General features: G+C 67.3%; 12 protein-coding genes. 6 read left to right on the top strand and 6 right to left on the bottom strand.

The window, feature by feature from the left end; genetic code table 11:
- Positions 1–30: 30 nt before the first annotated feature.
- The 6 genes from ACQY4T_RS11625 to ACQY4T_RS11600 form a co-directional block, all read right to left on the bottom strand.
- Positions 31–492, bottom strand: a complete 462-nt coding sequence (locus ACQY4T_RS11625) for a glycine/sarcosine/betaine reductase selenoprotein B family protein (RefSeq protein WP_428541871.1) — start codon at positions 490–492, stop codon at positions 31–33.
- Positions 493–551: 59 nt separating this feature from the next.
- Positions 552–1,271 (bottom strand): pyridoxamine 5'-phosphate oxidase family protein, encoded by a 720-nt coding sequence (locus tag ACQY4T_RS11620; protein ID WP_428541868.1) that lies wholly within the window; start codon positions 1,269–1,271, stop codon positions 552–554.
- A gap of 91 nt (positions 1,272–1,362) precedes the next feature.
- Positions 1,363–1,590, bottom strand: coding sequence for a glutathione binding-like protein (locus tag ACQY4T_RS11615; RefSeq protein WP_428541865.1), 228 nt, complete (start codon positions 1,588–1,590; stop codon positions 1,363–1,365).
- Between the two features lie 51 nt (positions 1,591–1,641).
- Complete coding sequence (locus ACQY4T_RS11610) at positions 1,642–1,953, bottom strand: glutathione S-transferase family protein (protein WP_428542819.1); 312 nt, start codon at positions 1,951–1,953, stop codon at positions 1,642–1,644.
- 100 nt (positions 1,954–2,053) lie between these two features.
- Complete coding sequence (locus ACQY4T_RS11605) at positions 2,054–3,043, bottom strand: SDR family oxidoreductase (RefSeq protein ID WP_428541862.1); 990 nt, start codon at positions 3,041–3,043, stop codon at positions 2,054–2,056.
- Between the two features lie 124 nt (positions 3,044–3,167).
- Positions 3,168–4,106, bottom strand: a complete 939-nt coding sequence (locus tag ACQY4T_RS11600; RefSeq protein WP_428541859.1) for a S1C family serine protease — start codon at positions 4,104–4,106, stop codon at positions 3,168–3,170.
- A 148-nt stretch (positions 4,107–4,254) separates the two neighbouring features.
- On the opposite strand from ACQY4T_RS11600, the gene ACQY4T_RS11595 reads away from it, so the two are divergent.
- From ACQY4T_RS11595 to ACQY4T_RS11570, 6 genes are all read left to right on the top strand, one after another.
- On the top strand, positions 4,255–5,142 hold the full coding sequence (locus ACQY4T_RS11595; protein WP_428541856.1) for a S1C family serine protease: 888 nt from the start codon (positions 4,255–4,257) through the stop codon (positions 5,140–5,142).
- Positions 5,139–5,681: a response regulator transcription factor gene (locus ACQY4T_RS11590; protein WP_428541853.1), complete on the top strand. Its 543-nt coding sequence runs from the start codon at positions 5,139–5,141 to the stop codon at positions 5,679–5,681. The genes ACQY4T_RS11595 and ACQY4T_RS11590 overlap by 4 nt, the downstream gene beginning before the upstream one ends.
- Positions 5,682–5,779: 98 nt before the next feature.
- Positions 5,780–7,150 (top strand): transcriptional regulator PpsR, encoded by a 1,371-nt coding sequence (gene ppsR, locus ACQY4T_RS11585; RefSeq protein WP_428542816.1) that lies wholly within the window; start codon positions 5,780–5,782, stop codon positions 7,148–7,150.
- 20 nt (positions 7,151–7,170) lie between these two features.
- Positions 7,171–9,321, top strand: coding sequence for a GAF domain-containing protein (locus ACQY4T_RS11580; RefSeq protein ID WP_428541850.1), 2,151 nt, complete (start codon positions 7,171–7,173; stop codon positions 9,319–9,321).
- A 146-nt stretch (positions 9,322–9,467) separates the two neighbouring features.
- Positions 9,468–10,484 carry a magnesium chelatase ATPase subunit I gene (gene bchI, locus ACQY4T_RS11575; RefSeq protein WP_428541847.1) on the top strand — a complete coding sequence of 339 codons (1,017 nt, stop codon included), beginning with the start codon at positions 9,468–9,470 and terminating at the stop codon, positions 10,482–10,484.
- Positions 10,481–12,244, top strand: a complete 1,764-nt coding sequence (locus ACQY4T_RS11570) for a magnesium chelatase subunit D (protein ID WP_428541844.1) — start codon at positions 10,481–10,483, stop codon at positions 12,242–12,244. Before bchI ends, ACQY4T_RS11570 begins: the two co-directional genes overlap by 4 nt.
- Positions 12,245–12,248: the final 4 nt, after the last annotated feature.

Below are 12,248 nucleotides of genomic sequence, written 5' to 3'. Positions count from 1 at the left end.
AAGCGCGCACACGGCGCGCGTGCAAAGCGGTCAGACCGGGCTGAGCAGCACGGAATCGATCCGTTCTTGCCGCAGTTGCCCCTCGATCTGGTCCACCGCCTGGTCCATCGCCGCCGGGTCGGTCGATCCCATCACGGTGTAATGCGTCTCCGCCACGCCGCCGATCTCACCCATCGCGGCCAGATCGCGCAGCCGATCGATCGGGAACACCACGTTGATGTCGCGCTGCCACCCGGCGCGGTCGAAATTGATCGACACGTGACTGAGCAGCAGGTCGCCAGGCGGCGTGTCAGCCGCGACAAAGCGGCACTCGCCCGACCCGAATGCAAACGGCATGTCGCCGCGTCGGATCAGCGCCGCGCTGGACACGATGGCGACCCGGCGCCGCCCCAACGGCGGCCCGGATACGAACGGTGTCGTCTCGAACGCCGGACAGGGAACGCTCAGAACCGCGTCGCGGGTCGCCTGGGGAAGGTCTTCGATACGTGCCATCCGACGACCGTGGCACACAGGGCGGTGTGGCGCAAGGGGTCAGCAAACCCCCCGGCCGATCAGTCCGGATACGTCACGTCAAACGCTTCCCGCAAAGCCTCTTCCAGTAAACGACCATCCCGATACCCCGCCATGCCGGGCGGAACCGCCAGCCCAGGCAGTTGCCGAGGACACGGTTCAGCCTCGCCCAACACCTGCCGCAACGGAATGCGGGCAGTCCAGACCGGCAGCGAATAGTCCTCCTCGTCGTCCACGACATGAGTCGCACGGATCTTGCCCGACGCCTGATCGATCGGCATCACCACGAAGCTCGTCGCCTTCATCTCTTGCTTCGTGGGCGGCCGGATCTCGCCGGAGCGGCCCGGGAACAGCCGATCAACGAAGCGATCCATCAGCCGCCGCTTCTCTTCCTGGTCGTCAACCATCCGCGCCGTGCCGAACGCCATCACCGAACGGTAATTGACCGAGTGATGGAAGCCACTGCGCGCCAGCACGATGGCGTCGAAGTGGGTCACCGTCACGCATACCGGCACCCCCGCCGACTGGCTGCGGATCATCCGGCTGGCCGACGACCCATGCCAATACAGCTTGTCGTCCTCGCGCCAGAACCCGGTTGGCGTGCAAAACGGCTGGCCATCGATCACATAGGCAATGTGCGCCACCATGGCGGAATCGAGGATGTCATATACCGTCGCCTTGTCGAACCGGCCGCGTTCGTGCGTCCGCCTCAGGCGGTTGCGGTCAGAGATCGGAAAACTCGTTGCACCGGTGTCCGGCATCGCCTCGTCCTGAACAAAATTGATCTGCACTTATCGGCGAAATTCGGCCAAGTTGATCCGACCAATTCCACACGCCATCACTGTTCCAATATCATGACGTCTTGTGCTGTTCGGCCAGCGCCGCGTCCCGCTCCCGAACCCGCATCGCCGCCGGACGCTCGGTAACCCGGCCGAGATAGGCCTTGATCTCCGGTGTTTCCGAAACCAGGCCGAACCGCGTGGTCCATCCCAGCGCCGAACCCCACAGCACATCAGCCGCCGAGAACGCCGTGCCAAGCATGAACGGACCCGCCTGAAGCTGCGTTTTCAACGCCGACATAACACTGTCGGACGTGCCGTACGGCGACATCGCCAGCGGCCCAGGCTCGCGCTACATCGCCCGGTTCACCAACGCCGGCTCGAAACACCCGGCATAGAACGCCATCCAGCGCAAATACGGGCCGCGCCTCCAATCACCCATCGACGGCGTCAAACCCGCCTCCGGAAACAGATCGGCCAGATACAAATAAACCGCCACCTGCTCGGTCACCAGCACACCGTCGTGCAGGATCGCCGGCACCTTGCCCATCGGATTGACCCGCAGATAGGCCGGCTGCCGCTGCTCGCCGGCCCGCATGTTCATCACCCGAAGCTCATAGGGCGCACCAGTTCCTCGAGCAGAACCAGTCGCTGGAACGCGAATTTGGGCAGTGAAACAGCACGATCTTGTCCGCTTCAGCCATGCGTTTGCACCTCAGTCATGCAGTGGCTCCTCGGAAGTCACGCGGGCCCTGCCGGCCCAATCACCGTCGCTTCCACAACAACCTCCGCCCCGCCAGGAACAGCAGGCCGACGACGCCGACCATGACCGCATCCCGGTGCCGGCTGGTGAACATCTCCCAGCTCTCGTTGCGCGCCTGCCGCCCAAACCGCCCGTGCGCGCCGACCTCGCCCGCCACCGGAGCGAACAGATTGGCCGGCGCGTCGGCCGGCTTCGGTTCGCTGGTGATCTGCCCGCGATAGCCGCTGCCCGCCAGATACCGATCGGCCAGGCCAGGGGCGATGCGGTTGGCCAGGATCGCCACCACGGTGGGGAAGCCGACCCAGATCTCACGCCGGGGATGAAACGCCGCGAACACGATGGCGCGCGCGGCAACCTCCGGCTGGTAGATCGGCGGCACCGGCTGCGTCCGGCGCCCCAACTTGTTCAGCGCCCAATCGAACTGCGGCGTGTTCACCGCCGGCAGGTGCACCATGCACAGGCTGATCCCCGCCCGGTCGTGGATCAATTCGGAGCGCAGACTGTCGGTAAAGCCGCGGATCGCCGACTTGGCGCCGCAATATACCGCCTGCAGCGGGATCGACCGGTACGCCAGCGCCGACCCGACATTGATGATGACACCGCGCCGGCGCGTCCGCATCCGGCGCAGCGCCGCCATCGTGCCATGAACCGTGCCCAGATAGGTGACCTCGGTGCCGCGCCTGAACTCCGCGACGCCGATCTCCGATACCGGGGCAAACACCGTCGCCATCGCATTGTTGACCCAGATATCGATCGGCCCGAGGTGCTGCTCGATCTGGCTGGCTGCGGCTTCGACCGCGTTGGCGTCAGCGACGTCGGCCGGAGCAGCCACCGCGCGGACGCCCAATTCGCGCAATTCCACGGCAGCGTGCTCCAGTCGCTCCACATCGCGCCCGATCAAGCCGACGTCGCAGCGTCGGTGCGCGAACGCCCGCGCCGTCGCCCGACCCACGCCGGCGCCTGCCCCGGTAATAACCACCACTTTCGCCACGGACGGTTCCCCTTGTTGCCAGGACGTAAGCGGACGGCACGCCCCATGGGTTGCGCCCCAACCATGCGATCGCGCGCGGCAATCGTCAGAAGCCCGTGAGCCCGCCGATCCCGAACCCTCGCCGTCAGCCCTCCCGGGGCGTCACCGGCAGCGTCAGCAACTCGGTCCGGCGAAGCAACCGCAGCGGCACCGCGATGCCGGCGCGCTCCTCCGTCAGGCTGCGGTGCAGATCATCGACGCCGGTGACCGCAATGCCGTCGAACGACACCAGCACATCGCCTGGCTGCAGGCCCGCCTGCCTGCCGGGACCGTTCGCGGCAAGCTCTGAGATCATCACTCCGCTGGCCTGCTCCAGCGCATGGAAACGGCGCACCCTGGTGGCGATGGGAACGGTCTGCGCCGCCAGTCCCAGCCGCGAACGGCGCACCCGGCCGTCGCGCATCAGCCGGGTCGCCACCCACACCGCGGTGTCGATGCCGATCGCGAAACAGATGCCCTGCGCCGGCGCGATCATCGCCGTGTTGATCCCCACCACCCGCCCAGGACCGGACACTAGCGGCCCTCCCGAGTTGCCCGGATTCAGCGCTGCGTCGGTCTGGATCACGCTGTCGAGCAGGCCCCCCGCCCGCGTCCGCAACGTCCGCCCCAGCGCGCTGACGATCCCGGCGGTGACGGTGCAGGTGAAGCCCAGCGGATTGCCGATCGCCACCACCAGTTGCCCGACCTTCAGCGTCGCCGAGGCACCCAGCTCGGCATGCGGCAGGCCGGCGCCGGAAAGTCGCAGCACGGCGATGTCGGTGGCCGGATCGTCACCGATCAGGGCGGCCTCCAAGCCGCGACCGTCGGTCAGGCTGGCCTGCAGCCGAACGGCGCGGCCGACGACGTGGCTGTTGGTCAGCACGTAGCCGTCAGGCGTGAACATCACCCCAGACCCCTGACCGGCCGAACGCCCGCCCAAGCCGAACCCGGTGACATGCACGACCGCCGGGCCAACGCGGTCGAACGCTTGCTCCACCTGGGCAGAATACGGATCCGGTTCCTCACTCAGTGCATCGAGCGGCATGGAAGTCTTCCTTTCATCACCCAAATTGGAAGCCCGCGGCGGCGCCGGACACCCGGCCATCCGGCGAGGCGCCATCCCGGTCATCCGCCCGATGCCGGCGCGCCCCGAACCGGCGCAACCTGCGACCATGCAAGGAGGTCATCAGCGCATGGATATGATCGAGCAGTTCTCGTCCGCTCTCGCCGACCGCATCCCCGCCGTGGCGCCGGTCGTCGTCGGCATCCGCACCGGCAGGCAGCCGAAAAGCGGCATCCTGTGGCGCCCCGATGTCGTCATCGCCTCGGAACAGACGCTGCCGCAAGACGCCGCCTCGCTTGTCGTGGTGCGCGGCGGCCAAACCGTGCAGGCGACGCTGGCGGGTCGTGATCCCGGCACCAACGTGGCGGTATTGAAGCTGCACGCGCCACTCGACGGCGCCCTGCCGCCGCCGACCGGGGCAGTCCGCGTCGGCAGCCTCGCCTTGCTGGCCGGTGCCGATGCCGCCGGCCACCCAACCGCGCGGCTGGCAATGGTCCATGCACTGGGCGAGGCCTGGCACAGCATGGCGGGCGGCCGCATCGATGCGCTGATCCGGCTCGACACCAGGCTGGGCGGCGACGAAGGCGGCCCGGTGCTGTCGCTGGCCGGTGATCTGATCGGCATGTCCACGTCCGGGCCTCGCCGGCGCACCATCGTCATCCCGACCGCCACCCTGAGCCGCGTCATCGACCCGCTACTCAACGATGGCCGCATCGCCCGCGCCTGGCTCGGCGTTGGTCTGCAACCTGTCTCCATCCCGGATAGCTTCCGTCAGTCCGCTGGCCGGGATAGCGGGCTAATGGTGGTCAGCCTCGCCGGCGGCGGCCCAGCCGAGACAGCGGGCATCCTGCCCGGCGACATCGTGCTCGATATCGATGGCGGCGCACTCGATCGGCCACGCGCCCTGTCGGCCCTGCTCAATGCCGACCGCATCGGCCAGACCGCCACGCTGCGGGTGCTGCGCGCCGGGGCGGTGCAGGCGATCAGCCTGACCATCGCCGCCCGCCCGCCGGCATGACCGCGACCGGCGGCCTCCGGGTCCGGGTCCACGCCACCGATCCGGTGCGCCGCCACGGTCTGGCGGCGATGCTGCAGGCCGCCGGGCACCTCCTCACCGACGAAACCCCGGACGTGGAGCTGTGCGATATGGATCGCGGGTCCTCGCCATTGCCGAAAGAGGCCGAGGCGCCGGTCGTCGCACTCACCAGGGGCTCACCTGCCGGCGCACCGGCCGGCGTGCTGATGCCCGACGCCACCGCCCAGCAACTCGATGCCGCGCTGCGCGCAGTGTTCGCCGGCCTGCTGGTGCGCTCCACCGCCGCGCCCGATATCAAGGGCTTCGCACCCGCCGACGACATGCCGCTGCTGACCCCGAGGGAGCGCGAAATCCTCGGCCTGATCGGCGAGGGCCTCAGCAACAAAGCGATGGCCCGTCGCCTCGGGATCTCGGTCCACACTGTCAAATTCCATCTCGAGGCGCTGTTCACCAAACTCGACGCCGCCAGCCGAGCCGAAGCCGTCACCAAGGGCCTGCGGGGCGGTGTGATCGAACTTTAACCTGCAGACCCGCGGAATGCGGCCTAAATCGCTCGTCTTGGCCTGTAAACCGCCGTAAGCTCGCCTACCTCAGAGGGTGACGTCTACAGGAGGTTACAATCACCATTGCGCTGCCGCCCAGCATCAACATCGCACAGCCTGACGTCACCTTGATGATGGATCTCGACGGCGTCATTCAGGACGCGATGGTGTCCAACACCGTCTCCGATGAATCGATTGACGCATGGCGCGGCCGACCATGGGTGGACACCTTCGGCGACGATCTCGGCGGCAAGGTCATGCGCATGTTGGCCGACGCGCGTGAGAACGGGGTCTCCGCCTTCCGCCAGGTCAACCAGCGATTCCCCAGCGGCCTCGAAGTTCCGATGGAGTACACCACCGTCCGTCTCGGTGGAAAAGCCGGCATGATCGCCGTCGGGCGCAACCTGAATGCCGTCTCCGACCTGCAGTCGCGCCTGGTCGCCGCCCAGCAGGCGATGGAACAGGAATACTGGAAGCTGCGCGAAGTCGAGACCCGCTATCGCCTGCTGTTCGACGCCTCGAACGAGGCCGTGCTGCTGCTCGACGCCAACAGTTTGCGGATTATCGAAGCCAACCCGGCCTCGATGCGCGCCCTTGGCCTGACCCGTGGACGCGACCTGCTGCCGGAAATGGCCGCCGATGAACGCCACCAGTTCCAGGCGATGCTGAAACGGGTCAGCCAATACGGCCGCGCGCCCGGCGTACTGCTACACCTCGGGCCACAACGTGCCGCATGGCTGGTGCGGGCTTCGCTGATGACCAGCGATCCAGGCCCGCTGTTCCTCGTTCAACTCGCCCCCGCCGGTGGCGTACCGGAACCGGCGCCGCGTGAAACCGACCGGTCCAAACTGGATAGCTTCATCGATCGCCTGCCCGACGCCTTCGTCGTCACCGATCGCGATGGCATCATCCGCCGGGTCAATCGCGCGTTTCTCGACCTCGCCGAGGCCGGCGCCGAGGGTGCCGTGCTCGGCGAACCGCTCGGCCGCTGGCTGTCCGAGCCTGGAGCCGACCTCGCGGCGTTGCTCGCCAACCTCAATCGTTACGGTTCCGTCCGCCTGTTCGCCACCAGCATCCACGGCGAACTCGGCGGCGATACCGCTGTCGAAATCTCCGCCGCCGGCGATACCGCCTCCAAGCCAAACGACATCGCGCTGTTGTTACGAGACGTCAGCCGCCGGGTCTCTGTCAGCGAAAATTCCCCCAGTCTGCACGCCGCGCTCGCAGCAATCATCGAACAATCCGGCAAAGCCTCGCTGCGCTCCTTGGTTCGCGACACGGTCGGGCTGGTCGAGCGCCACTACATCGTCGCCGCGCTCGACCTCACCGAAGGCAACCGTACCGCCGCCGCCGAAATCCTCGGCATGAGCCGACAAGGTTTCTACAAGAAACTGGCCCAGTACGAGATGGACGGGCATTCACGCACGGGTCCATACTCCGACGCATAAGCAAGTCGGGAGGATGAACTGTGCCGGCTAGTGCGGCCGCGACACCTGCCTTCGGGCAGGCCGATCTTTTAAACTGCGAACGCGAACAAATTCATCTGGCCGGGTCGGTTCAACCGCATGGCGCCCTCCTGCTGATACGTGAAACCGACAACGTAATCATTCAGGTCAGTGACAACGCCGCTGCCTTCCTCGGTCTCGACAGCGATCCGATCGGCAAATCGTTGGACCAGATACGGGGGGATTTGGCCGAACGGCTGCGTCCCCATTTTGCCGATCCGCTGCATGAAATCATCCGCGGCGTCCGCTGCATCGTCGGTCGCGGCCGGCGTGAATTCGATTGCCTGATCCACCGCCCACTCGGCGGCGGCCTGATCATCGAACTCGAACGCGCCGGCCCCGCCGTTGAATTGTCGCACCATCTGGAACGAGCACTGCAGGCGATCATGGCGGCGTCAACCTTGCGCGCCCTGTGCGACGAAGCAGCCAGCATCTTTAAAAATCTCACCGGTTACGACCGCGTCATGATCTATCGTTTCGACGACGAAGGCCATGGCGAGGTGTTCTCCGAGGCCAGGGAAGCAACCCTCGAATCGTTCCTCGGCAATCGTTACCCAGCCACCGACATCCCGCAGATCGCCCGACGCCTCTACGAACGCAACCGGGTCCGCGTGCTGCGCGACGTGGAATACACCCCGGCAGCCCTGACCCCGCCATTGTCGCCGATCACCGGGGATCATCTGGACATGTCGCTGTGCTTCCTGCGCAGCATTTCGCCGATCCACCTGCAGTATCTGAAGAACATGGGGGTTCGCGGCACGCTGGTGGTCTCGCTGCTGGTCAACGGCAAGCTGTGGGGACTGGTATCGTGCCATCACTACGTCCCCCGCTTCATGCACTTCGAGGAACGCGCGGTCTGCGAATTGCTGGCCGAGGCGGTGGCAACCCGGATCGCCGCGTTGGAGAGCTTCATCCAGGCCCAGGCCGAATTCTCGGTCCGTCGCCTGGAACAACAGATGGTCCGGGTAATCGCCAAGGAGGGCGACTGGCGCAACGCCCTGTTCGATCGATCTACCGCCCTGCTCGAACCGCTTGGCGCAACCGGCGCCGCACTGATTTTCGAGAATGAGGTGCGCACCGTCGGCGAGGTCCCCAGCACCGCCGCGCTGCGCGACATCGCCGCCTGGCTGGATCGGCAGCCGCGCTCCGGTCTCATCTCCACCACCGGCTTTGCCAAGGACGCCCCGCAATTCGCCGCGCTGACCCCGATCGCCAGCGGCCTGCTGGCGGCGCCGGTCTCCACGATGGCGGGTGAATACCTGATCTGGCTGCGACCCGAACGCATCCGCACCGTCACCTGGGGCGGCAACCCGTTCGAGCCGCATCTCGTCGGCGACGATCCCTCCACCCTTTCACCGCGTCGCTCATTCGCCCAATGGCACCAAGTAGTGGAAGCCACCGCGGAGCCCTGGGGACCAGCCGACCTCGCCACCGCGCGCATGATCGGCGAAAGCGTGACCGATGTCGTCATCCAGTTTCGCTCGGTGCGCGCCCTGATCGCTGAGGACCAGGTCGACCAAGTGCGCCGTCAAGTACAGCAGTCAGGCAATCCGGTTGTCATCGCTGACCCCGACGGGATCATCCTGCAGATCAACTCGGCATTCGACGCGCTGCTGCCGCCGCATGCCAAACGCCCCTCCTCGGTGTCCGATCTGCTGACCCTGTTCGCCACCCCGGAGGAGGCGCTGCAGGAAGCGGTGAAGAACCGACGCGGCTGGCGCGGCGAGGTCGAACTCGAAGGCCGCTTCGATACCCCAATGCCGTTCCTGGTCCGCGCCGACCCGGTGTTCGCCCCGCAAGCTCGCCTGCTCGGCTTCACCCTAATGTTCACCGACCTGACCGAGCGCAAGGCGGCCGAAAGCGCGCGCCGGCGTTTCCAGGAAGGCGTGATCCAGCAGCCTCGCCCAGTGATCGGCCGGCTCGATTCGAAGTCCGATCTGGTGTTCCGCAACCTGCTTTCCACGGTGCTGGAAAACGCCCAGCTCGCCGCCCTGGAAATCGCCGACAGCGTCGACCCGGCGCAGATGCCGAACATGCTGGAAGCGATCCGACAATCCGTCACCCGCACCGCCGAGATGCTGGGCTACCTGATCTGGCATTCCTCCAACGACTGAACGAGTGTCACCCCCACATGACAGTTGGTTGCACCATTGACAACCGGGCTTGACGCTCCAGGCCGCTCACGTGATAACGCTGCGATGCATCCCAGCCGATCCGTAACCCTGAGCGGTGCCGTAGCCGTCAGCCAGAAGCATCGCCGGTGACGCGCGCCGCCTTCCCGTTCGCCGCGATCGTCGGGCAAGAGGATATGAAGCTCGCCATGCTGATCGCGGCCGTCGATCAGGGCATCGGCGGCGTGCTGGCGTTCGGCGATCGCGGCACCGGCAAGTCCACCACAGTGCGCGCCCTTGCCGCCCTGTTGCCGCCGATGAAGGTCATGGCCGGCTGCCGCTACCGCTGCGATCCGGCCTCACTCGATCGCTGGTGCGACGACTGCCGCGCCGCCGGAAAGGGAAAAAGCGAGACCGCGTCTGTGCCGGTCGTCGATCTGCCGCTCGGCGCCACGGAAGACCGTATCGTCGGCGCGCTCGACCTCGAACGCGCACTGACCGGGGTCAAGGTGTTCGAGCCCGGGTTGCTTGCCCGCGCCAACCGCGGCTTCCTCTACATCGATGAAGTCAACCTGCTCGAGGACCACCTGGTCGATCTGTTGCTCGACGTCGCCGCCTCCGGCGAGAATCTGGTCGAGCGCGAGGGGCTCAGCGTCCGTCACCCTGCCCGTTTCGTGCTGATCGGCAGCGGCAACCCCGAAGAGGGCGAACTGCGGCCGCAGTTGCTCGACCGCTTCGGCCTCTCGGTCGAAGTGCGCACACCGATGGATCTGCCGACCCGCGTTGAAGTAATCCGCCGCCGCGACCGGTTTGAATCCGATTCAGTAACGTTCGCCGAAAGCTGGCGCAAACCACAGGACAAGCTGCGCCGCCAGATCGTTGCTTCACAACACCGACTGCCCTCCATCCTGGTGCCCGACACCGCGCTCGAACAAGCCGCCCGGCTGTGCATGGCGCTCGGCACCGATGGCCTGCGCGGCGAACTGACCCTGATCCGCGCCGGCCGCGCCGTAGCGGCACTGGAAGACGCGGCGCAGGTCGCCGACACCCATTTGCGCCGGGTCGCGGCGATGGTGCTGGGCCATCGCCTGCGCCGCAACCCGCTGGACGAAGCCGTCGCCAGCACCCGCGTTGCCCGGGCCGCCGAGGAGATCCTCGGCCCATGACCGGGGCGGCCGCCTGGGCCGACGCGCTGCAATCCCTGGGGCTGTTTTCCATTGACCCGATCGGCCTGGGCGGGCTGTCGATACGCGCCGCAGCCGGACCGGTGCGCGACCATTTCCTCAAGCTGCTGCATCAATCCTTGCCACCGGAACGACCCGTGCGCCGATTGCCGCTGCACGTCGGTGACGACCGCCTGCTTGGCGGGCTCGATCTCGCCGCGACGCTGCAAGCCGGCCGCCCGGTGGCGCAAAAAGGCCTGCTGGCCGAGGCCGATGGCGGCGTCGTGCTGCTCGCCATGGCCGAACGGATCGATGCCGCGACCCAGGCCCGCCTGCGCGCCGCGCTCGATACCGGCGCCATCACCCTGCAGCGCGATGGACTGGCGCGGATCCTGCCGACCCGTTTCGCCATCGTGGCGCTGGACGAAGGTGTCGAACCCGACGAACGCACCCCGGCATCGCTGTTGGATCGGATGGCGTTCCATATCGACCTAAATGAGGTGTCGCTACGCGACATCGCCGGTTCGGTCGCAACCCTGCCAGTGCCTGCATCGCTCGACCCCATATCGCTCGAAACCGCATCGGTCGAAACCGCCCCCGCAGCCGCCGAAGCCCTGTGCCATGCCGCCCTGGCACTCGGAATCGATTCGCTCCGCGCTCCGCTCCTCGCTCTTCGGGCAGCCCGCGCCGCAGCGATTCGATCCGGCAACGATCAGATAACCGACGATGACCTCGGATCGGCGGCGCGGCTCGTCCTGACACCGCGGGCGACCCGATTCCCCGCCCCCCAGCAAGCCGACACCGAGGAGCAGCCGGAACCAATCCCGGAACCGCCCGCTGAAAAACAAGACCCGACAACACAAGACCCCGCCACGGACCCGCAAACCTTGCCCGACCAACCCCTCTCCGACGTCGTGCTGGACGCCGTGAAGGCCGCCCTGCCCGTCGATCTGCTCGCAGCCCTGGTGGCGAACGACGCACCAAGGGCACCCGCCCGCGCACCAGGACGTGCCGGCCAGGTCCGATCCTCCACCACCCGAGGCCGCCCGATCGGCACCCGCCCAGGCGAGCCGCGCAACGGTGCTCGGCTGCATCTCCTGGAAACCCTCAAAGCCGCCGCGCCGTGGCAGGTTCTGCGCCGACGCTCCGGTCGTTTCGAAGTGCGCAAGGACGATTTCCGCATCATCCGCTTTCGCCAGCGCATCGGCGCCACCACCGTGTTCGCGGTCGATGCGTCCGGGTCCGCCGCGATGCACCGCCTGGCCGAAGCCAAGGGCGCGGTCGAACTGCTGCTTGCCGATTGCTACGTCCGCCGCGACCAGGTGGCGCTGATCGCGTTCAGGGGCAATGCCGCCAAGCTTCTGCTGCCCCCGACCGGATCCCTGCTCCGCGCCAAACGCAGCCTCGCCGGCCTGCCCGGCGGTGGCCCCACCCCGCTGGCCGCCGGCATCGAGGCCGCAACGACGCTCGCCGACACCGTCCGCCGCGCCGGCCGCACCCCGGTGATCACCCTGCTGACCGACGCCCACGCCAACATCGCGCGCGACGGAACCGGCGGCCGCCCGCGCGCCGAGGCCGAGGCCATCGAAGCCGCCCGAGCGCTGCGCATGTCCGGGGTCGCCGCGCTGTTGATCGACACCTCCCCGCGGCCCAACCCGTTTGCCCGCCGCATCGCCACCGAGATGGCCGCGCACTACCTGCCGCTGCCGTACGCCGATGCCGGCGCCCTGTCGCGCGCGGTCCGAGCCGCCGCGGCGGCGTGAGCAG

It is taken from the genome of Rhodopila sp. (assembly GCF_965277825.1).
In the GTDB taxonomy this organism is placed as follows: domain Bacteria; phylum Pseudomonadota; class Alphaproteobacteria; order Acetobacterales; family Acetobacteraceae; genus Rhodopila.
Note: the sequence above shows the minus strand (reverse complement) of the source record. Positions and strands in the feature narration are given on the sequence as shown.

Bases quoted from the DNA above. Each gene is read 5' to 3' on its own strand.
- ACQY4T_RS11625 (WP_428541871.1), bottom strand. From the start codon at position 492: ATGGCACGTATCGAAGACCTTCCCCAGGCGACCCGCGACGCGGTTCTG.
- ACQY4T_RS11620 (WP_428541868.1), bottom strand. From the start codon at position 1,271: ATGCCGGACACCGGTGCAACGAGTTTTCCGATCTCTGACCGCAACCGC.
- ACQY4T_RS11615 (WP_428541865.1), bottom strand. From the start codon at position 1,590: ATGTCGGCGTTGAAAACGCAGCTTCAGGCGGGTCCGTTCATGCTTGGC.
- ACQY4T_RS11600 (WP_428541859.1), bottom strand. From the start codon at position 4,106: ATGCCGCTCGATGCACTGAGTGAGGAACCGGATCCGTATTCTGCCCAG.
- ACQY4T_RS11595 (WP_428541856.1), top strand. From the start codon at position 4,255: ATGGATATGATCGAGCAGTTCTCGTCCGCTCTCGCCGACCGCATCCCC.
- ACQY4T_RS11590 (WP_428541853.1), top strand. From the start codon at position 5,139: ATGACCGCGACCGGCGGCCTCCGGGTCCGGGTCCACGCCACCGATCCG.
- ACQY4T_RS11570 (WP_428541844.1), top strand. From the start codon at position 10,481: ATGACCGGGGCGGCCGCCTGGGCCGACGCGCTGCAATCCCTGGGGCTG.